Annotated in this window: 10 protein-coding genes; 1 reads left to right on the forward strand and 9 read right to left on the reverse strand. The window is 30.2% G+C overall.

Annotation, left to right across the window (positions count from 1 at the left end; genetic code table 4):
- Window positions 1–310: 310 nt before the first annotated feature.
- Window positions 311–1783: a type I restriction enzyme subunit R domain-containing protein gene (locus E1I18_RS02895; protein ID WP_141484101.1), complete on the forward strand. Its 1473-nt coding sequence runs from the start codon at window positions 311–313 to the stop codon at window positions 1781–1783.
- Window positions 1784–1856: 73 nt separating this feature from the next.
- Here the strand turns inward: E1I18_RS02895 and E1I18_RS02900 are convergent, their stop codons facing one another.
- From E1I18_RS02900 to E1I18_RS02940, 9 genes are all read right to left on the reverse strand, one after another.
- On the reverse strand, window positions 1857–2777 hold the full coding sequence (locus E1I18_RS02900) for a site-specific integrase (protein WP_141484102.1): 921 nt from the start codon (window positions 2775–2777) through the stop codon (window positions 1857–1859).
- Between the two features lie 230 nt (window positions 2778–3007).
- On the reverse strand, window positions 3008–4849 hold the full coding sequence (locus E1I18_RS02905; RefSeq protein ID WP_141484103.1) for a hypothetical protein: 1842 nt from the start codon (window positions 4847–4849) through the stop codon (window positions 3008–3010).
- Between the two features lie 182 nt (window positions 4850–5031).
- Window positions 5032–6381, reverse strand: a complete 1350-nt coding sequence (locus tag E1I18_RS02910; RefSeq protein ID WP_141484104.1) for an ABC transporter ATP-binding protein — start codon at window positions 6379–6381, stop codon at window positions 5032–5034.
- Window positions 6381–7829 carry an ABC transporter ATP-binding protein gene (locus E1I18_RS02915; RefSeq protein WP_141484110.1) on the reverse strand — a complete coding sequence of 483 codons (1449 nt, stop codon included), beginning with the start codon at window positions 7827–7829 and terminating at the stop codon, window positions 6381–6383. Before E1I18_RS02915 ends, E1I18_RS02910 begins: the two co-directional genes overlap by 1 nt.
- A 65-nt stretch (window positions 7830–7894) precedes the next feature.
- On the reverse strand, window positions 7895–8881 hold the full coding sequence (locus E1I18_RS02920; RefSeq protein ID WP_141484105.1) for an ABC transporter permease: 987 nt from the start codon (window positions 8879–8881) through the stop codon (window positions 7895–7897).
- A gap of 8 nt (window positions 8882–8889) precedes the next feature.
- Window positions 8890–9966, reverse strand: coding sequence for an ABC transporter permease (locus E1I18_RS02925; protein ID WP_141484106.1), 1077 nt, complete (start codon window positions 9964–9966; stop codon window positions 8890–8892).
- A gap of 12 nt (window positions 9967–9978) precedes the next feature.
- Entirely contained in the window at window positions 9979–12900 is a 2922-nt protein-coding gene (locus E1I18_RS02930) for an ABC transporter substrate-binding protein (RefSeq protein WP_141484107.1), read from the reverse strand.
- A gap of 9 nt (window positions 12901–12909) precedes the next feature.
- Complete coding sequence (locus tag E1I18_RS02935; RefSeq protein ID WP_141484108.1) at window positions 12910–20814, reverse strand: PDxFFG protein; 7905 nt, start codon at window positions 20812–20814, stop codon at window positions 12910–12912.
- Window positions 20815–20836: 22 nt separating this feature from the next.
- The gene (locus tag E1I18_RS02940) at window positions 20837–23467 is read right to left on the reverse strand and encodes a hypothetical protein (RefSeq protein WP_141484109.1); all 2631 of its coding nucleotides are present in this window, start codon (window positions 23465–23467) and stop codon (window positions 20837–20839) included.
- Window positions 23468–23833: the final 366 nt, after the last annotated feature.

Genomic DNA, 23833 nt, shown 5'->3' on the forward strand with positions numbered 1-23833 from the left:
CAAAAAAAACTATCAAATAACGGTATTAAAATCAAAATCTTGTTAGTTATTTTTAACAAACATGATATAACATTTACAATTAAACTAACCTATCTCAAGCGGTTCATTATGTTTTAGATTTCACAAAAATGCATTCAAACAAATTAGACCTAAGTTAGCAGACAATGAAATAGAATTAATTAACACATATGATTGTTTCAAAAAATGCAATCTTGATGAAAATTATGAACAAAATGCTGAATTTGAAGCAGAACTTAAAGAAAGAGGATTCTACGATACAGATGAGTTTAAAAATGCACTTGTAGTTGATATGCTCAAATTATGACACAACAGAAGTGGAGCAAGAAACTTTAGTGCAATTTTAGCCACAAGTAAAATTGAAGAAGCAATTAAATATTTTGAAATAATCAACCAAAATCCTTTAAAACCTGCCGATTTTAAATTTACACTACTTTATGATCCTACACTTGATCGCGAAGCAAATGAGTATGAAAAACTTGAAACACGTAGGGATAACATTGAAGCAGTTATTGCTCAATACAACAAAGACTTCAATACAAACTGAAAATTTGAAACACATGCAGATTTCAAAAAAGATCTAGCAAGTAGATTAGCGCGCAAATATAATTATGTTAAATTGAATAGCAATGAATATAAAAATGAACGTCTTGACTTGCTAATTGTTGTAAATCAAATGCTTACTGGTTTTGATTCAAAATATATTAACACAATATATTTTGACAAAACATTGCAATATCAAAACCTAATCCAAGCAATATCACGAACCAATCGAATTCTTGACGAATCAACAAAGCCGTTTGGTAAAGTTGTTTATTACCGTATGCCGAACACAATGAAATTCAACACTCGTGAAGCATTCAAAATCTATGCTGAAGCTAATTTAAATGAGGTTCAAGTCAAAGATATTAACGATTTCTATAACAAGCTCAATGAAGCATTTAAGGTAATCAAAGGTATTTTTGTACAATGAGGTTATGCTAACTTTGAAGATATTTTAGATGTTGATCCTAGCGATTCTGACGACTTTATATTGTACAAAGGTCAAGTTAAAAAAATTGTTTTAAATCACTACAAAATACACAAATATATAAACTGCATTAAACTCAAAGGTTTTACATGAGAAAACAATGCTGACAAATTGCAATTCACTCGTGATGATATTTCAAAAATTAATGCAAGATTACGCGATATCAATCGCGAAAAAATAAGAGAAACAGACATCAGTACTAATGAATATGATAACATCGAAATAGATGAAGACTACAATGCATTTACAGATATTGTTGATACTGCTCAAGAAAATATTGACTACAAGTACCTTCAAAAATTAATCATAAATGAAAATGTTAATGCTGCTGAAATAGAGAATGAATTTGCTAAAATGCCTAAATGAAAAGCACAAATTGCTCGTAATGTTCTCAATAACATTAAATTACAATTTAATGGAATTGTTCCAAACACTATCGACTTCCAAGCAGAATTGCAAAAAGAAATTGAACGTGAAGAAAATTCAAAAATTGAAGAAATTTGCAATGCTTTCAAACTCAACTACGACAAGCTTAAAGAAATAATTAATTCAAATGATGAATTAAACAGTTATGGTCGCTTAGACGAATTGTTAGATAACTCACTTAATGAAGCAACAAAACAATATATTGCTAATATCAAAGATATTAATCCTAAAAAAGTTAAAAAACACCACATTAGATCACATATTGAAGAATTTATCTATTCAATGCGTGACAAAAGAAACAGACAATAATTAAAAATACATCATTGAATATGAAAACACACATTTTTACACAAAAATGTGTGTTTTCGTACTCAAATTTGTATTAATTAAGTGTTGATATTGAACGCATAACAAGATCTATATCTTTGTTTTCTAATTCATTTATAACGTGTAGATATATACGTTCAGTTGTGTTCATCGATGCATGACCTAGTCGTTTAGCAACTGAAGCAATACTCACACCTGCATACAAAAGCAACGAGGCATGAGTGTGTCTTAGTCCATGAATTGAGATAAGTGGAATCTTAGCTTCAGCACAACGACGAAATAGCAAATCATTGACCGTTGAGTTATAGATTTTTTCTTTGATTACGAAGATAGGTTTATTTGGCTCAGCATTTTTAACTAAACCATTAAATTGATTGATAGTTACTCAATCTAAAGGTATTTTTCTAATTGATGACTTATTTTTTGTTGGACTAAATCCACCGTGTTCTTTGTAGTTTCAGGTTTTAGAAACATTCAATGTTTGTTTAGTAAAATCGAAGTCTTCAGGTGTGATGGCCAATGCTTCTGAGTATCTTAAACCTGTTTTTGCAACTAGCAAAATAAGTCAATCCATTGAAATCTTATCGCCTAAATGTAAAGACTTTATCAACAATTGCAACTCAAATTGGCTTATATACTTAGGTTTTTTAGGTCGTGGATTTTTACCTTTAATGACTACTTTTCGAGTTGGATTAACTGGAATAATACCATCATCTAAAGCATCTAAAATGCAACCTTTTAAATGGTGATGAAAGTCCATTGTTGTTTGTCTCTCGTGTTCGAGCGCATAATCATTTAAGATTTTTTGATAACTCATTCGATCAAGGTCGCGGAGTTTTAATTCTGGTGCGAGTCTAACAACTCATGAGAGAGTAAGAATATATTTTTGAAAACTAACATCTCTTATTGAACCTTTTTTATATATGTTTATTCAGTCTTCAAAATATTTTGAAAATAAGATATCGCTTTTCTTCATTTTTTCCTTTCTTTTTTTATAAAATGATAGTTAGAAACTTAATTTTTGTGTTTGAAAATGTAAAAATACTAGTATTTTTACATTGCTTAAAAATACTGATGTTCAATATATTAACTTGTTGGTTTTATCTTGATGCTAAGAACCACAAAATTAGCAACTTTATTGAGGAGAATTTACGAATATACTCATTTTTGAGTACTTTTGAAAAAAATAGCATAGATCTAACTATGCTATTTTTGAATGTCTTTTAGAGTTATTGTTTTATTTCCAAGTGTCTCATATGCTTTAGCACCTTGGTCAAATGCTTGCTTAATAAATTTATTGTGTCTGTATAGATAAGAATATGTATTGATAAATGAATAATAACCCGAAGTTGAACGTGTTTTATCTTTAACAAAATCACCTAGTCCTACACTGGTAATTTGGTCAACTGCATTATACATTTCTTCAATGTTGCTTCAACCTTGATATTGTTTTGCTAAATTTAATGCTTTATCTATAACATTATTTTGATTGTTGTGTTTAAAATCACCAAATTTTAGAGATGCTACATTACTATATGGCACTGAATCTCATTGCAAGCCTGCATTGAAAATTTGTTGCATTTCACTATTTGATTTACTATTAATTTGACTTCATAAAAGAGCGAAATCGTCTAATGTTCTACTATTTTTGTCTTTGTCGCTATAAGTTTCATAGTTTTTATTGAATTTATGCCAAAAAGCAACATTTACCCTATTTGCTTTTCCATGAAATCTAAAATCATTAATTAGTCTTTCATATTTTCAGGAGTCTAATTTTGATTTTTTCTGTTTTTCACGATTTTCGTTGATTAATTTAATCATAAATTCCAGTGTGTCAAGCGATGTGTGTAATCTTCTTGAATCATAATAACGCCCAAAGATAAAATCTTTTTCTAATTCTTCAACCAAATCTAATGAAATATCTGTTGAATTTTGCAATTTATCCTTAAATTCAACATAGTATTGACCCTCAGCTCATGTCATTTCATTCTCTTTATTATTTGTTGCGCTTAAATGAGAAAGTCTGTCTTTAACACGAGAAATTGTAATTTGTTTTTGTTGGTTATAATATTCAACAAATTCGTTTAGTAAGTTGTGCAAATTTGTCTTATCAAAATTTGTAGTAAGCACTTTATTTAAATTAGAGCTTAAATCAGCAACACTTAATTTATTCACTCAATCAATTACATTTTTTACATCTGTGTTTATTAATTGCGTAAACTCGTTGAAGAATAACTCAATTTCTTCTTTGTTTGCTAATCTAGTGAGGTTTGCACTTCTTCTTTGGTTGATTAAATTAACTAACTCTCTTTTAAATCTTTCTTTTATTTCGCTTGCGTCTTTAAGATTATCAATTTTTGTAGTATTCAATAAATCTTCTAAACTTGCTAACACTTTGTGTGTTGCTTGAGTATAAATCTCAAAGTTTTGATTGCTTTTTATTATGATGTCTTGATTGGTTGTTATATTGTGAGATATTTTGTCTTCTTTTGAAGAAAAAATATCTAATGTATTGTATGGAGTAGAACTAAAAATTTTGTCTTTTATAGACATTTTTTCATCAATTAAAGAAACTACGTTAACCACTGTATTTTGTGTATTTTCGCTTATTAATTCATCATTTTTGTCGCTTGGAATACTGAACCCGTCTCTATCTTTACCAATTGGCTTATCGAACTCAGAAGGTAATTCAATTGTTTTAAATTTTGCTTCATCACTGTCTTTGTCTATAACCAAAGAATTATCTTGGTCAATGTTGTTTCTGGTTAAATCAGCGGTTTCATTTTCATCGATTTGAAATAAGTCGTCAATTGATATTGATGAAGAATCATCGCTCTCGTTTTGAGCGCTTGTTTGTTCGTCATTTTGTATAGATACATCAAATGAGTTTGGTGTAGGTTGTGATTCTATTGGTTTAGCAACTTGATCAATGCTTATTGGCCTCGCCGATTCAGGTTTATATTTCAATGTTGTAAATGCAGTTGCAAAAACCGCAGTTGCAAGCAAAATGCTTGAACCAGTAATAATAAAAATTTTGCGTTTTTTCATTCTAGTTTTACTCCTTAAAAATTAAGATACAAATTATATAGTAGTTTTTAAAATTACAACTAAAATATATTTTTGTTTCATAATCCAACATTTAAAATACATTGTTTTCAGGTATATTAACACATTTATACCGTAAATAAAGACATGCCAAAACAAAAAAATGCCTTAAAGGCATTTTGATATTAAATGAATTTTGATTTGTAAGTTTTTGCGTTTTCTATGAATGTATCAATCTCTTGATCGCTAGCTAGTACGAAATGTTGGTCAGATATTTTTTGTCATTTAGGTTGCTTGTGAATATCATATTCATGCATGGTTGGATCATAAATTTTACCAACTAAAGAACCTTTTTCAGCTTCAATTGATGGAACTGCATCTAAAAGTGATTGAGTATAAGGGTGGTGAGGATTATGGATTACTGATTTAGTTGGACCTACTTCTAGTAATGTCCCTTTGTTTATAACAGCAATTCTATCCGAAATATATTCAACCATTCTTAAATCGTGTGCAATAAAGATGATAGTAAGATTGAATTTTTCTTTTAGTTCTTTAAAAATATTGATAACTTGTGCTTGAATTGAAACGTCAAGTGCACTAATTGGTTCATCAGCAATAATAATTTGTGGTTGAAGTACAACTGCACGACAAATTCCAACACGTTGTTGTTGCCCTCCAGAAAATTCAAGCGGGAATCTATTTAAAACAGTTTCATCAAGACCTACTTGTTTTAGAATATCAATAATTAGTTTTCGTTTGCACTCTTTTTCATTGAGTTTAACTTCTTGATCACGCAAAGCTTTGCGTTCTTCAATAAATAATTTAAGTTCTTCAAATTGCTCTAAAGTTAATTTTTGTGAGTAATTTTGTACAAATTTATCATATGTTTCAATATACACAAACTCATAAAGTGATTCAAGAGTTTCTCAATTATTTTGTAGATCGTGCCAGCAATCTTGTGATAAAGCTTTATCAGGATTAATTGCAATAAGTTTTTTATTGAGTTCAATGTATGTGTCTATATCTAATGTTGATAAATAAAGATAACGTGAATTTTTTGCATTAGTTAAACCCTCGCCAATGATTGCTTCAACGTTTTTAAAAGGGTTGAGGCTATTGGTTGGATCTTGAAAAATCATTTGCACTTTATTGACCATAAAATCAATAATTTCTTTACCTTTTTTGCTTCAACGATTGACTTTTTCACGGTTTTTTGGAATGATTCTATCAAGTATTTGAATTTGGCCAAATGCATGTGGTGTAAGTCCAATAATTGCACGTCCTGCAGTAGTTTTACCTGAACCAGACTCACCAACAAGGCCTAAAACTTCGCCTTTATAAACATTCAAATTTAAGTCTTTTAAAGCATAAAATGCTTTAGCGCCATAACCATACACAACATCCATATTCCGAATTTTAACAATAGCTTCTTTATCAACACAATTTAGCATTTCTTCAGTTCCGGGACGAATTGCACGAGCAATCTTTTTGCCTCTTAAGCCATTTTCAACATAATATTTAATATTTTGTTCCATTACTCTTGCTCGCTTTCTTGATTAATATTGCTTTCTAAAATGTGTTGATTGTGTTTGCTAATTGACTCTAAATCGCTTTGGTAGGTTGCTTGATCAACAAAATAGTTGTAGTTATGTGCTTTTTCAAGTCGATTGAAATAACGTTTCCAAAGGTTTTGGATTATTTTAGGTGGCTCATAAAAAGGAGCATTTTGATCAAGAAGACTTGATTTTACATAGTGTGTTGCAGAAACAAAGTAGAAATCTGATTCTTCTTCAAAGTCTTTTGCTAAAGCAAAATCATTCCGCACACTGAATGCATCACCTTTAATTTTGTTTAGTGAACTAGGTACTGCTCCACGAATAACATTCAATCTTTCATCATTGTTGTAATCAGGCATTGATTCAATAAGTCCTCATGTATAAGGGTGTTGAGGGTGCATTAAAATTTCTTCACGAGTACCTGATTCAATAATTTGACCAGCATACATAATATTAATGAATTCAGCAATTGATGCTACAACTCCAAGGTCGTGAGTAATGAAAGCAATTGCAATTTTGAATGTTTGTTGCAATTCTCGTACAACGTCAAGCACAAGTGCTTGAACAGTTGGATCAAGTGCAGTTGTTGGCTCATCCATAACTAGGATTTTAGGTTTTAGACTAATAATTGCAGCAATTGCAATACGTTGAATCATACCACCTGAAAGTTCGTGAGGATAGTATTTCATTACGCTCTCAGCGTTGTTGATTTTAGCTAATTTTAAGTATTTTATTGCTTCATTGTATGCTTCTTTACGTGTTTTACAAATATTGTTGATTAGCATACCTTCAATAATTTGGTTTCCAACTTTCATTGTTGGATCAAGAATTGAAAGAGGGTTTTGAAATACTGCTGAGACAATACGGCCTCTTAATTTTGACTTTTCTCAATTGAAAAGGTTAAAATTTTGTACCTCAAGACCATAAAGTTTTACAGTACCTGATTCAATAATTGAGTTATTTCCAGTAAGACCATAAAGCAATGAAGTAAGAACTGATTTACCTGAACCAGATTCACCAATGATTGCATGAACTTTGCCTTCGTAAATTTTGAGGCTAGGACCTCTTAAAACAAGGTTTTTTTCTTTAGGATCGGCTGGATTTTTGAAAGTTAAATAGATATCTTCAATTTCAGCAGCGACTTTAAGATCTTCGCCTAAAACGTGATCAATTTTTGCTGCATCAATATAACTTTGCATATCAATACTAGATTCATGACGTTTTTTGAATTTGAAAAGCTTGCTAATTCTATAGAAAAGATTGCCTCAAAAATCTTTAATATTGCGGAAAAATGATCTATTTTTATCTTTTCGGACAACTAAAAGATCTTTAGGGTGCGGTTTGGCATTTTTTTGAATAACTTGTGGATAAAGTTTTGAGTATGGTGCGTTGTTAGTTATTTCACCTGTGCTAAGATTTGTTGTCATATTTGCTGCATAGTATTCAATTTTTTGTTTGTAATTTAATTTTCTTCAGTCTTTATTTTCCATAATTATCTCTGTCTCAATAGTGAATCTTGAATAGTTGCGGCAATTAATTGAATTGATGTAGTAAGCAATACTAATATAGCACTAGGTAATAAAACATAACGTGGATATGCAGTAAATACTTTTGAACCTTCAGAAATTAAGTTACCAAGAGTAGGAATATCAATACTTAATCCAATGAAGGCCAGCGATGTTTCTGAAAGAATAACTCCAGGAATGTGGAAAACAATTTCAGTAACAAGCAAAGGAATAACAACAGGTAAGTAGTTGAATAGAATTTTGTATGTTGGCGTACCTAAAACTTCAGAAGCAGATACTCATTCAAAGGATTTAGCACGCAACACTTGAGAACGCATTTGGTTTGCAATGCCCGTTCAAGAAGTAAATGTTAAAGCAAAGGCCATAACTCAGAATGTTGGTTTTCAAACAATAGTAATAACAATTAAAATGATTATTGAAGGCACGTTTGAAATAACTTTAATTATGTAGGTCATTATTTTGTCAAATATTCTAAAATGACCCATAGATATTCCAATAACTAAGCCAACAAACACTTGAATAATTGCAGTTACAAAAGCCAAGGAAAGCGACCATCTTAAGCCTCATCATAGACGAGCAAATACATCACGACCTAAAAAATCAGTCCCTAGTATTGAAGAAGGAGTTTCAAAGAAGTTTTGAAATCTATTGAATATATCTAACTTATCTGGATCTTTAGTAAAGAAAGGAATAAAGATCGCTAAAAGCACAATTGATATAAATAATACAAAGCCAAATACACCAGCAAAACTACGAGAAAATCTATAGAAAAGTTCGCTTCATTTGTTCTTTTGTTGCTTAATTGTGTTTGATTCATGGTATTCAAATAAGTTGCCAATTAATTCTCATTTTTTGTAGTTAAGAGGCTGCAAAAATCTATTTGGAGCAAGAAAAGCACCGTGTTCATTGTTTGGTGAAACGTGTTTTTTTTCTAAAAATTTTCATTTTAGCATAATGCCTCCTATCTTCTTTTTCTCACACGAGGATCAATTGCTTTGTACAATGCGTCCCTACATGTGTATGAAAGTATTGTGATTAATGAGAATAAAGTTACCATGAATAAAATTATGTTGTAGTCTTTTGAAGTTATTGCATGAAGCAATAGACCTCCTGAACCATTAATAAAGAATATTTGCTCAATGAATAAGCTACCAATAAAGCTGCCAAAGATTACAACCGGAAAGAATGTAGCAATAGGGAAAAGTGAAGGTTTTAAAGCGTGTGTTCAAACAAAACGTGTTTTAGAAAGACCTTTTAAGTAGCAGAATTTTGCGTGTTGTGAATTGAGTTCTCTATTTAGCTCGGTTCGAATGTATTTAATATAGACAATTATTGAACCAAGCGAAAGCGCGAGTCCTGGCAGTATGTATGTTGATATGTCTTTGTGGTCAAAAAGATAAGGAATTCCTACTGAACGACCAATAAGTAAAAGTCATAATGCAAATACAAGTGAAGGAATTGAAGAGAAAATTGAAACAATCACAGTTGCTAAGTGATCAGGTAATTTGTCAGGGTTCATACCAACATAAACTCCAACTGGAATACCAATAATTAGTGTTAAAAATACTGAAAAAATACCAATTAAGAACGATTTATAGAAACGAACTCACACAAAATCGTTGATATTTTGACCAGGAAACACTGAATAAGAAATTCCAAAGTCTCCATGGAAAATGTTTCTTAGATAAATAAAATATCTTTGGACGAGTGGCTTGTCTAAACCATAAGTAGCTTCAATAGCTTTTTTTGATGCTTCATCAAGTCCACTAGTTAGTGTTGTTGAACCCGGTATTGAGTTAATTAGGAAAAATGTAATTGTAACAACAATCCAGGCTACTGTAAAGAATTCAAATACAATCAATAAAAATCTAAATAATGAATTAACTAGTGGTGATTTGATATTGAATGCATTGGCTCATTTTGATATATTTGGTTTAATTTTGTTATTAAAATCAACGTAAGAAGGCTTTAATGTTAAGTTTTTATCATTTAAATTTAGCTCTTCTGCGTCTATAATTTGTGAATTTTTTAACTTCATATTGCCTCCTTATTAGTTTTTAATGATTATTGGTAATGATGGAATTGGTGGATTTTCAACATCATAAGCATACTGCAATGAGTATGTATATAGGTTTGAAGAACCATTAACACGTGAAACTTCTCAGTTGGTGTCGACTTCCATTAATGGAATTACGGGTGCAGTTTCACGTACTATTTTTTCAAAACCAGCAACCACAGCAATCGCGTTTGCTTCACTTCAACCTTGTTCTTTTTCTTCTTTAGTGAACTGTGAGGTTAAGAATCGCAAGTGTCTTTTTGTATAGTCATTGATATCTTCATTGTTTTTTAGCAATGAAATATCAACGATTTTGTCTCAAATGTTTGGTTTTTCACCAAGAATTCTAAGTCTATTTTTTAGATCATTAATTTTAGCTTCATTTTGTTTGTCTAAAATTACAATATTGTTATTTTCATCTCTTGAATAACCTAGTTCTCTAAATCATTGATCGTAGGTTCAACTTCCTGAAGGGTTGTTTCTAAATCCTGTTGTTTTTTGGTTTGCTGTATTGATTCCATCTGATTTAAGAAATACACGAATGTATGAGTATAAATCAGAGCCAAAGGTGTCAAAGTTTCGATAAAGAATATCATAATTTCCAGTAGTTCTTCAGTCTTCATACACGTTTTCAGGTAGGTTTTTGATATCTATATCAATATAGCCATCAAACGCTTTACGCATAAAGTCTTTTAGTGCAATTGCAGCATTTTTTTGCTCATCGGTTGAATTAGTAATCATACGCAAGGTTACTTGTTTTAAGTCTTTGTGTTGTTTTTTAAACTCTTCTAAGTATGCTCGAGCAACATCAGGATGGAAGCCCTTATCAACACGATTAACTGTCTCGAATTTCATTGTTTTAGCAATGTGATCAAGGTGCGTGTAGTTTTGCACAGGGATTGGAATTCCTCAGTTATGTTTTTTGGCCTCTTGTTTTGAATTTTTGTATGTTGAGTTGTTTAAATAGTTGTCTTTAGCAATTTGATCAGGATAAGCGCCATATTTTGTGAAGCTATAGTCATATTCAAAACCTGCCTCGATAGCATCACCATTACTTGATGCTGCTTGACCAAATGCAGTTCAAGTGATAACAGGGAATGAACTTGATCAACCAACTATATTAAGAAGTTCATTTCTATTGATTGCATAATAGATTGCATTTCTTAAATTTATGTCGTTTACGTATGATTTTTCATTGGTTTCTTTATCCAAGTTGAATGCAAAAGCAATTGTTCCAAAACCAGTGAATTTTGACATATATTTTCGTTTAGTTAAGTCAGTTCAATATGTTCATTGCAGAACTGGTGGAATGATTGTTTGTGAAATGTAACCATCTTCAAATAAAGCTGCATTGATGTTAGGATCTGAAGAAAAGAAGATCTTAATATTGTTTGAAATTGTTTTGGCTGCTGAGTAATATTGAGTATTCTTTTTCAATAAAATGTATCCCTGAGGTCCAAGAACTAAGTCATCAACATTGAAAGGACCATTAGTTAAAAATGATTCTTTGTTTAAACCAAAGTTATTTATTCCACCAAGAGATTCAACAAAACGTCTATTAATAGGTACAACTACTGAGTTTATATCTCTGAATGCATTGTTAATGTCAGTAGGTTGAAAATCATCGTATGCTAGTCTTAATGTGTATTCATCTTTTGCTAGAATTCTATTTTGCATGTAGTCTTTTGGTTTAAGATTTTTGACGAAATCATTGCTTATTGTGTTGTTTTCGTCAATACTTAAAGATCTATACAACTTGTTGACACCTTGAGTATATTTGTCTGGATCATTTTCATCATAACTAAGAGCACCTAATTTGTATTTAAGTTCTCTTGATCTTTGAACTAGTTTTTTGAACTCATTAGATGTTGATTGTTTTTGATCAAAATATAGATATTTACGTACTTTTGTTGGAATACGTTGAGGAATGTTTTCAAGCTCTTGTTCTGTGTGTTTTGTTAATGAGTATTCAGGGTTAGGAAGCATCAATATTGTGCTTTCTGCTTCAAAATCAAAGTCAGGTGAGTAAGGTATTGAACTAAGAACTGTTTTGTTATCAAGGTTTCAATACATTCTGCCTGAATAAAATCCAAGATTAAGTGCTGCTTTTTTGATTGCTTCAACTTCAGCCTCATCGCCTTCAACTTGAGATTTTCAAGGTTCATAATCATCGCTAAAAACATCATAAACTAATTTGCCTTCTTCCATTTTTAAAGGAGGATATGCAAAAGGGTTTTTGTAAGGTTGAGCGTGTTTTTGAATGTATTTTTGTTGAGCTTCAACCATTTCTGAACTTGATTTAAATTTACTTTGCAATATTGTTGTTAATTTTTGTGAACCAGTGCTTAAATCAAAGATATAGTGCATTGCATCAATATAATCATCGGCGCTAACAACATCACCATTGCTTCATTTTGATTGACCTTCATTGAGATAAACATTCAATGAAATGTATTTATTTGAGTCAGTTGTGAGTGCATGAACTGAATAATATTCACTTTGATCAGTTGAAATTGAGCCAGGAGCTGCACCAAATTCATCAAGAGGCAATGTGCTTATTGAGTTGTCTGGATTTGGATTATTTTTTAAATAATCATCCAATGTGCCACCATCACTAATATTATAAACACCAAGATTGATTCGTGGTATGTTTGCAATACGTTTAATAGTTTCATTAGGACCTGTTTTCAATGGAGGTTCAACTAGCGAAGGTAAAACTTTATTAACTGAAGGATATTTAATGTAGTTCAATGAGTTAATTGGTTGAGTTGCTAAGCCTAAGTCATAGTCTTTTTTGATTTGGTTAGTCTTTGTCTTTGACTTTGGTTGATCACTTTTTGCACATGAAGCAACAATCAAAGGAGTTGCTAAGCACAATAAAGATAATTTTGAGGTTAGTAATTTTTTAAGTGTCATAGTTCCTCCTTATTTTGCTCCATTAAATTGCACACCTACACGCATAATGGTTTGTTTTTGTCCATCAATATCTTTAACATAAACTGCTGTTGGTGCTTGAGAGAATGTTTTACCATTTTCAGAAACACTTTCATAGGTTCCTAAATCAATATTGAGTGTTTTTTGACCGCTTTGGTCTGCTGCAAAGTAGACTTTGTATTCATGACCAGGACTTAGAAGTTTATTTGCATAATTAGACATAATTGCATAATCACTTACTCAAGCAACAAATCCTTTACCCTCATGATGGCCATTTGAATCGTCATATTTGTATGCTTCATCTTTAAGTCAGTGTCTTGCGTTAGGATCTTTTTCATTATTCACGTTTTGAGTTTTATAGTAGAACATATTGCTTGCATTGGTTTTATTGATTTTAAGTAGTTTTTTCTCTTTAGTTTGAATGTCTTCAAAAACTAAGTATTCAACTTTTGCAGCATCTTGCGAGTTTAAATAACCAAATAAAGCAACTGCATCTTTGTCAGTATTTCTTCAGATATTTGAAAGATTTCTTTTACCAACACCTTGAGATTGAATGTAGTATTGTCAAAAGGCTTGTGGACGATTTGTTACTTTGTTGCCTTGTAAATCATTGATTCGGATGGTGTCATCTTCAATAGGTTTGCCTTCATCATCATAAAGTCTAAAGTTCAATACATCTCTGTATCATCTATCTTTAAATCAGCCGTTGTTAATTGATTTAAATCTACCAAAATATGTTGAAGACTTGTTAGCATCTTCTGAAAAATCACTTTGTTTTTTGAATGAACTTTCAACAAATCGTTTACCAAGTTTTTGCGCTCTTAATTTTTCTTCATCATCGGCTTTGGTTTCATAATCAATTATTGCTTGACGAACACTTACACCATCTCTACTTGAGTAATTAATCAATGATTTATTTCAACGATCAGTGTATGTACCATCAACCACATATTCAAGTCCAGTATTTGCTTCACTTGCATTACTTAAAAAGCTTGGTAAGTTTGCAAATTGATTGTTTGAAGGTGAGTAAGTAATTTGCAAGTTATCACGGTTGATAACTTCAGCAAATGAGTAAGTATAGTCTGAGAATTGTTCATTGAATTTACGTTCTGTTTTTGTTCTAAAGTATTGCTCAACATCGTTTGTTGGACGTGATTTTTTAGTATAGCCACGTGAGTAAGAAAGCAATAAGTCAAGCACTGAAAATTTGTTTGCAAACACGTTATATACAAATTGCGATGAAGCAATTTGTGTTTTTGAATCAAGAACAAGTTCATCAAAAATAGTTAGGTTTGCAAAGTCAATATCATTTGTTTTTGCAAATTTTTCAAATGAATCAAAAAGCACTTTAACACTGATATCTCAGTTTTTGAATGCATTTTTGTCATTGTGATTTGCAGCCACAACGTCTTCAGATTTGAATAAACCATAACCTAGAGATTTATCAAAAATTCAGCCATATCTATAGACATTTTCAGGATTTTCATTGATTTTGTCATTAATTGTTTTGAGTGAAATATCTTTCATAAATAGTGCAAGTCTTGAAGTGCTGAATCTTGACATTATTTCGTTTGCGAATGCTTGTTGATCATTGAGATTAAGTAATTCTAAAAGTCTTTGTCTTTCTTTTGCACTCAATGTGTTAGGAGTTGAGAGTGCATTTTGAAGACCTTTAACAAATTTTTCTATATCAAAACGTTCTTTTACATAATCAAGGTCTCAGTTTACTACTTTTTTGTTTGGATCAAGTTGAGCTTTTGTTGTATCAACTGAAGCAAAACGAATAAATGAATCAATATCGCTAAAAGATATGTCAAAACCATATTTTTTAGCACCATTTTGCATTATGAAATAACTTTCAAATAGCGATCTTTCAACGTCTTTAGGTAGCAATGACTCATTAATTTTAATTTGAGTAATTGATGCATAATCAAGTCCATTTGGTTGAGATTGCGAAGGTCTAGATTGCACAATGTTTCCATGAGAATCTAGGACTAAATATTGATTGGTTTTAGGATTATTACCTAAAATTCCAGGGATAAAGTAGCCAAATGATTTTGGAGATTTTTTCAAGTCAAATGTTTGAACACCATCATCACCAAAAATATTAATGTCTTCATAAGATTCTTCAAGTGCGATGTTTGCTATATATTGCTCATTAGAATTCAATCATAATGAGTGGTTTCCACCAGCTCCAAAACTTGTTAAAAATTGACCAGGTTTTGAGTAGAATGCATTGATAAGATCCGAAATGTCTGCTTTTGTTTTTTGTTGAGCATAAGCAATTCTTAAGTAGTAATTTTCGTATCGAAGACGTTGAGCTAGACCTCCTGGAATTCCAGGTACAGGAAGAGGATTTTTGCTTAAGTCAACTTCATTGCCTTCTGAATCATAATAAGATGCTCGTGCAAAATTAGGATTAAGTGCGCCTGTTTTTACATCACGAGATTTTAAGTAGCCAACATATGGTTTTAGAATTGAATTGTTATAGTTTTTCTCTGCAGAAGAAAGAAATTCTGAATATTTTGGATAAGCAATCTGAGTTGAAGGCTGAATTGAGGTATCGGTTGTTGATTTATCTCAACCATTAATTGAGTATTCATCAACAATTAAAGACACAATAGTTCTAATTGCTTCTTTAATTTTTGCATCAATAAAGTCAACTGTAACATTTTTGTTACCATCTAATTCAAGATAAGGGTTATTTTTGCTTGTAAAATCAATGTTTAAAGGCACATTTACAATTGGAGTTCCATTTGCATTGTAAACAAGAACTTTAGTAATTTTGATGTATTTACCATCTGCATCTTTTTGACCTTCAACAATTTTAGGTACAATATGACCATTTAGTTCTTCAAATTCAATGTCGTTTCCTTTACCGTCTTTAAGCACGCCTTTAAGCATTGCTAAAGTTGCTGGTTTGAATCTTCATTTACCATCTTTATCTTTGATCATATATTTAACAGGATTTTTGCTATCAGAATTTTTTGTTGGGTTCAATGTACCTGAGTTTTGGTCGAGAGTATTCATTAATCAAAGGTCAAAAACTTCAAGTCATTTTTGGTCTTTAGGATCGCTTAAACCGTTTTGTTGACGTCTTTTTTCAGTAGCTTTAAGCAAGCCTTCATATGTTTGTACAAATCTTCTTGCGTCGTTTTGTAGAACATCTTTTAAGTCTTCTTTACCAATTTCATGCCCTCAAACATTTTTACTTTGTTCAAGAGTACTTTTATCAATAACAACTTTATCGCCTTTTTTGTGTGCTTCGTTGAATAATAAGTACTCACCTTCGTTGTTTTCACTTTGTATGTTAGGTTGGTTTAAAAATGGAGAAGAGTTAAGACCTAAGTGAGTACGAGCTTTTAAATAAAGATCGATTGTGTCTCTTGAGTAGTAATTATTGATGCTTGGAGTAGCACCAGGAAGAAGAGCTGAACCAAATAAAGGTTTTTGGCCTTTATCACCAAGATCCTGAGCAGCATTCAATGTAATGTGGTGACCATATTCGTGAGCTGCAACAAATTTAAGGAAATCTATTGAAAGACCTTTATATTTTGGATTGGCCATTGCAATCAATGCTCAAAGACCAATTCTTGAATCAGGTCTAAAACCTAAAAATTTGCCTTTAACAATTTTGTATTCAAATTCACCTTTTTCATTCAACGACTTTTCAAGGTGTTCTTCATCTAAATACTCACCTGCTCAAGGAACTTTTGCAAGTAATTCTTCAGTAAATCCATCATAAGCTTCTGAATAAATGTTGAATGTTGAAACAGTTTTTGATTGACCATTTTCATCAACAACAACTTTACTTCCTTCTTCTTTAATTGTTGAAGGTTGCAACACTAATTTGTATCCTAGTAATGCAAGAAAGTCTTTAACTTCTCTAATTGTTTCTTTGTTTTTAGCAACAACACTTTTTGCGTCAACACTGAATTTTAAGTACTTTTGGTTTAATTGTTGATGAATTAAATCATCTTTCAATTTGCTTTGATTATTAGAATCAATCAATGTAAAAATCAATTTAGAATTGTCTTTTTTGAAGTCTTTTACGTGAACTTTATGTACATTTTTTGCAACAAACTCATTGAGTTCATCAGTATTTCGTTCTTTAATGATGCCTAATTTGGTGAGTTTATCAATTAGTTCAATTTTTGAGTTAGCAACAACTAATTTATTAGTTTCATTGAGCTCTATTGGTTTTGAACTTTCAAGAGTACTGTATGCAACGTTATCAATAATATCTCTTCTTGAGATGTTTAAAGCGTGCTGTTTTGTTTGTTGAAGAGATGTGTTTAATGTTGAATCTAAACCTACAATTTTGTGTGCATTCATGTAAAGTTTTTGAGCATCAGTGAGTAATTTTTCTTTAATATTATTGAAAGCATCGTTATATTTTGTTGATATTTTCATATATTCATTGAATGTACCAACAAAACCGCCTAATTTATCTCTATATTTTTCGAATATTTCTTCAGGTAAGGCATCAATATCATAGGTAGATTTTGCATCAAAATCGTATTGGTTTCATGCTTCTCTAAGTTCATTAATTTGTGATAATTTTTCAACAAGTTGATCATCACCAAGAGTTTTTTTGGCTAAATTTTTATAGTAATTTGCATATGCTTTTGCATCAACAATTTGGTCTTTTATTGATTTAATTTCAGATTCACTAATGCCATTTTTACTCAATAATTCTTCAAGTTTTACTGCTTTTTGTTCCAAATCAGTCGCTTTTTGAGTATTTAAATGCGAAATATGTTCTTTCAATAAATAAACAGGGTTTACTAAAGCACCTATAAATTTACGTTTTTGATTTTCTTGTTCACCTTTAAAACCAATTTCTGCAAACACATCAGTAAGAATAAGTGAGGCATAAAAAGGGAAGTTTTCCTTAAAATAATTTTCGTACGATAACAAGTTATCGTCAATTAAACTATTAACATATTGAATTGAGTTTGAAAATTGAGTATTTAAGTCAATAATTTCTTGAGGAACACTGCTTAAAGAACTTTTCAATTCAGCAACTTTTTGTTTTGAGAACTCTAAAATTTTAGATAAATCTTGCGAAAATTTCTCGTTTGATAAATTAACAGACTTAATTTCATTAAGTATTTGAGCAATTTTTTGGTCAAATACTTTGAATCTTGTGTCTGAATATTTCTTAAAGTCTTCTGAGTGTTTTTTATAAAAATCATTTATAGCATGAAGTCCTGCATAAAGTTTTTTAACAAATTGCACAATTTCATCTTTAAATGAATTATTTTGTTTAATTAAGTCTAATTTGAGTTTTGAAGCAGTTTTGAATAGATTTTCAATGTCGTCTTTATGTGTTTTTAGTAGTGAATCAGAGTCAATAGCTTCGGTAATTTTAGGATAATATGTTGTCTTAAGATTATCATTTCTATAAATGGTATTTAAAACATCTAAACGTAATTGTAATTTAGTGTTTGCAATAAAATGGTCAACTGTGTAAGAGATGTCTTTTGAAATTGATTCAAATTCAGTAAATAACACACTTACTGGAGAGTTTTTTACTATTGAATCGAAAGCTTGAGAAGCTTCACTTAATTCTTTATCACTACTGAATGATTGAACAATTTGATCATATTTTGATGATTTTTGATCAATCATTTGATTGAGTTTTTGCTCATCAATTTTAACTTCTTTGCTTATTTCATTGATTTTTGGTGCATAAACATAGAATTCTTTAGTCTTAATATCGTTTTGCGAACGTAAAAATCCATCTAGGTTTGAATAATCTCTTCAATTTACTTGAGTATGATTGATAAGATCTTTAAGCTCATCAAGTGCAATTAATTGAGTTGGTAAGAAAGCAGTGTCAACTGAATAAAGAACAACGTGAGGTGATTCTGGTTTAAGTTTTGCAAAAGGATCTCCACCTAAAATTTCATTATAAAGCACATAGTAAGGATTTTTTTGCGCAACAAACATTCGTAAATCTAATGTGTATTGAGCTTTTTGAGTATCAGTGTCAAATTTCTCAGTTATTTTTTGGAATTTTGATGATTTGATTTCATTGTGAAGTTTTTCAAGACCAACTAATGCGTCTGCTTGATTTGCTTTTAAGCCTATTGAAACAAGTAAATCGGCAATCTCTTTTTTGATCAAGTCAGGATTGCTTTTTTGTTTTTTATTGTTTAAATTAATGATTTCATCGTGTGCATTTTTAAGTTGATCAGCTAAAGGACCTTTCAACTTAATTTGTGCTAATTCTTTTTCTATTTTTTCTTTTTTGTTTAGTGCTTCATGTAATTTATCTTCTGTAGTTTTTAGTTCTTGTTGAAGTTTAATTAATTCTTCATAACCTTGATTTTTTGCTTGTTCATCAAGAGAATTCTTTGATAAGTGTTCTCTTTTAGCACTAATTTGTGTATTTAGTTCATTAATTTCTGCTTGATGAGTTGCTATTTCTTTATCTAGTCTGCTTACTTCACTTTCAAGAAAACCTTGATTTGTGTTTTGGTGGCTTTGAATAAAGTTATTTAGTTCAATAATTTTTTGTTCAATTAAGCCTAGTTCTTCAAGTTCTTGAACTAGTTGACTTAATTTATTTCTTTTTTCTTCAGTAAATAATTTATTTTCAGTGAAATATTTAGAATATAGTGCTTCAACATTTGACACTAAACTTGAATAAATTTGTTTAGCGTGTTCAAAACCTTGAGTAATATCTTCAACAATATCAGCTTTTGCATTGCCGTTTGCATTATGATACTCAACATTGTCTATTGCTTCATTAAGAACAAATGTTTTGCCATCATCAAAAATTAATTGTAAATACTCATCGTGTGCACCTTGTTTTTGAGTTTGTTGATACTCTTGAATCACTGCATTTACAATGGTTTTTTGCTCAAAAGTGTATTTTGAGATGTCTGAAATATATTTAGCTACTGGTGTTTTTGCATAAGTTGCTAGTTGAGAAGCAAATTTGTCTTTTGCTTGTTTTTCGTCATTAGCAAAAACAATTGAAACATAATCTGAATGAACACCTAAACGAGCTTTTTCAATTGAACTATATGCATTTTTTTCAACTTCATCAAGTTTAGGACCTTTAACTGCAAAGATTTTTTTGCCTAATAATGCACGTTTATCATTGATTGATCTAAATGATTGGTCATTAAGAGTTTCTTTTGAAATGTTTGCTAATGAGTTGTATTCATTAGTTTTTTCAAGGAATTTCTTAATTTCATCTGATGTTAAGAGTTTCTTGTTGATTTTATAAAGCAATGAATCAGGTGCATTACCTGAACCACTTAATCTTGAGTGCAATGGAAGAGAACCAAAGAAAGCGTCAGGGAAAAATTTGATTGTTGTAACTTCTTTTTCTTGGTTTGCGTGCGCACCTAATGTTATGCTGTTTCCTTTTTGTTCAACACCTTTAACAATTGAGAATTCTTTTAGAGTAATAATTTCAGGTCCTCAAGACACATTTTTCATAAATCATTGAGTAAATTCATAGAAATCTTTAGCAGTAACTGCTTCTAAATACTCATTATAGAAATCAAATGAACCGTATCGAATATTTAAATAAGGCAACGCTTTGTTTTCTTTATAATAATCATTCAAAAATTGGTTGTATTCTACTCAATTATCTCCAACTTTAACGCTTCCTTCTTCACCTCTTTTTGGATCAAATTCTGCAATTGATTTGTCTTTTGCAATATTAACAAGCATCATTTTTGGAGTTGCTGAAGGATCTAGAAACTCATTTTTTAAATACTGCGCAGCTGTCCCTTGTTGCAGTTGCGGGTTGGCTGAATTGTATTTAAAAATAGCTAAAGTTGCTGCAGCAGCAATTGAAACAACACCTAAAGATATTAAATATTTAGGTCAAACTAATGTTCTTCAATTAATTTTTTTCTTTTCTTTTTTCATTTTGCCTCCTTAATAATTAAGGTTATTTGTTATAAAAGTTTCCAGTTCCAATTTTTACTAACAATTCAGTATTTGCATAAACTTGTGCATAATATTTTAGTAAATTAGAAGCAACTCATTTAAGTGGTTGATCAAAGCCATTTGGATACAAATATGACCCTGAGCCAAATCAAATAAATTTGTTTGGAAGAGTTACGCCTCTTGCTTTTAGACCTTTTAATCAGTTGTAATATTTCTCTTTAGCAACAAGAACATTTTGTTTTAATGCTTCTTTAATTCGTGGATATTGAGGACTGGCTTTTGATTTCATAAAGTCAAATAATGCTTTTCCATATTCTTGCTCAAGTGCTTTTAATTCAGCAAGTAAACTTTGAGGAGTTATAGAAGTTCCTTCAGATTCAATATCTCAATTTTTTTCATCTGCTTTTACTCCAGTAATTTCCTTAAATCTATAATCTTTTTCAAGTTCTTTAAAGGTCTTAATGAAGTATGCACTTAGAAATCGATCAGGGTGATTTTCTTTAAACATCAATTGATCTTTTACTGGTTTCAATATATTTTGTCAATATCTCAATAAAACAATTACTTCTTGTGCAGGGATAATTGATGATGTTTCAGATAGAGCAGCAAGTTTTCGCTCGTATCTTTTTATACTTTGTCTTGAATCTTCTATTGTTTGATATAAGTCAGCAGTAATTGAGTTAGGTTTTGCAAAAATTTCGTCATTAATATCATGTGCCGATTTATTGATTTTTGTTATTGACCCTTTTAATTTTTCTAGGTTATTTTCATCACTACTAATTGACTTAGTTAATTCGCTATGTTTATTGAACAATTCTTGAATTTTTTTAATTTGATCTTCTTCAAATAATGAATTTCAATTTGTATTTTCCGTGAGATTTTTAATTATTTTTTCTTTTGCATTTGTTGATTTTTCAACTAGATTTTTGATTATCGTTTTTGCTTGCTCAACAGATGATACAGTCGTATTGTCTTCCAAACTAGCGACGATTGACTTAAATTCTTCCAATGTTTTAGTGGTTGAATCAATGAATTTTCTTTCTGAATCCATTAGTTTTTTGAATTTTTCTTTTTGTGAACCAATTTTTTCATCATTAAACTCAACACCTAAATCCTTAGCAAGATTAATAATTTCTTTTGATTTATCAATTTCAGATTTCACTGATAAATATAGAGCATATCTATCATATGATTGAACAAATGTTGCTTTCGGACTTCTGAATACACGATCAATAAATTTTGAATAGTATTCATAAAAATCTTCATATAAATATTGAGCTTCTTTATCGTTTTTCATTGATTTTGGTTTAAATTCTTCTTCAAAACGTTTAGCAAAACCATCTTTGGTTTTGTCAAATTCATAGTCAACTTCTTTATCGATTACATTTTTTTCAAGCGAAGGATTGATTAGTTTTACTTTTTTAAGAAGACTACGAGCATCATCAACAAACTTTTCAAACTCTTTATATGTGTTGAAATCGTTAGCATATTTCAAGTTATTTGGATCTATTAAAGAACTATAAATTACTTTTGTTACTTTAATTACTTCATCAAAAGTTTCTTTAAATCTTACAGAAGAAATGTATTTTTTAGCAGAAGACAACCATTGTTGATACTCAATATTTAATTTTAGGAATTCATCTTTGACTTTTGTTATGAATTCTTCATCTTCAATTGTTTGATAAATAGGGAATGGAGAAATTCTGAAATTAGGTAAATGGAAACTTGGTAAAACTTCTCTTTGATGCGTGCTACCGGTTTTTATAAATAATTGTTTTGCTCCAGCTTCACTTTCTAATTCAGCTCAATTTGATATTTGATGCATGAATAGAGATGAACTATTTTTAAGATCTTGATATGTGTTTTTTATTTCGTGTAATAAATTAAGTTTTTGAGTCTTTGTATTTTTACCTTTTTCATCATACAATGAATCTGGATTTGCTTCAATACCTTCAATAATTCTTTGCAAATCGTTAATTCTTCAGTCAAACAATAGATCAAATACAGCAGATTTTGGTTTTGTAATAGTAACTGGAACACCATTATTAGATGTATAGTTTAATAACACATAAGCACGAGAAATAAGAGGCAATATCAATTGCTGTCAATTTCACATATTTTCAACATTTTCATTGAGTTTTTCATAATCTTCAAATGTTGCATCAACACTTTTAGTAATTTGTTCAATTAAACTTTGATCTCTTGCAAATATTTCGGGTTGTTGTTGCTGCAAAGCGCTTGGAATATCTTCGGTGATGAATTTTTTTAGTTCTTCTGCAAATTTTCTAGCTGAAAGAGTGCTTTTTTTAACTTGTTTACCTTTAAATTGTTCAATTTGTTGTTTTAAAGCATCGATTTCTTGTTGAAGTTTTTCGTTTTGTTGCTCAAGATTTTCTCGCTTTTGTTCGCTTGCGTGATTTTGTGACTTAAGAATCTCAATTTCATGAGCCAATAGTTTATTATTCTTTTCTTTGCTTTCTAGTGCTTTTTTTGTCTTATCTATTATTTTTTTATTTTTTTTGTCACTAGATTCAACTTCTTTTTGATGTTTTGCATCGTTAAAACATGCAACAGCAAGGAAAGGCATTGCTGCTGTTAGTGTAGATAAAGATAATAACCATTTTTTTCTCATTTTGTTCTCCTTAATTTATAACAATACAAATAAAAATAAATGACGTTGTGGCCGTCATTTACATTTAACTATATTATTATTTTTATAGCAACATATCATTTGAGCACACAACTAAAAACATCTTTTTTCAAAGAAGATATTAATCATGCGTTTACCTGCTCAAATATTTATATTCATATTGCACTATTATATAGCAATTAATTAATAATGATTAAAAAATTTTATTTATTTTTTCTATATTTCAAATACCAAACAGAATGAACCTCTTAGTTAGAATTCAACTAAGGAATACAATTTTGTTATGGAAAATCAGAGATATGCAGCAAAAAATGATTTAATTTTCAGACAAATTACAAGGCATAGCGA

Source organism: Mycoplasmopsis mucosicanis (assembly GCF_006546935.1).
Taxonomy (GTDB): Bacteria; Bacillota_I; Bacilli_A; order Mycoplasmatales; family Metamycoplasmataceae; genus Mycoplasmopsis; species Mycoplasmopsis mucosicanis.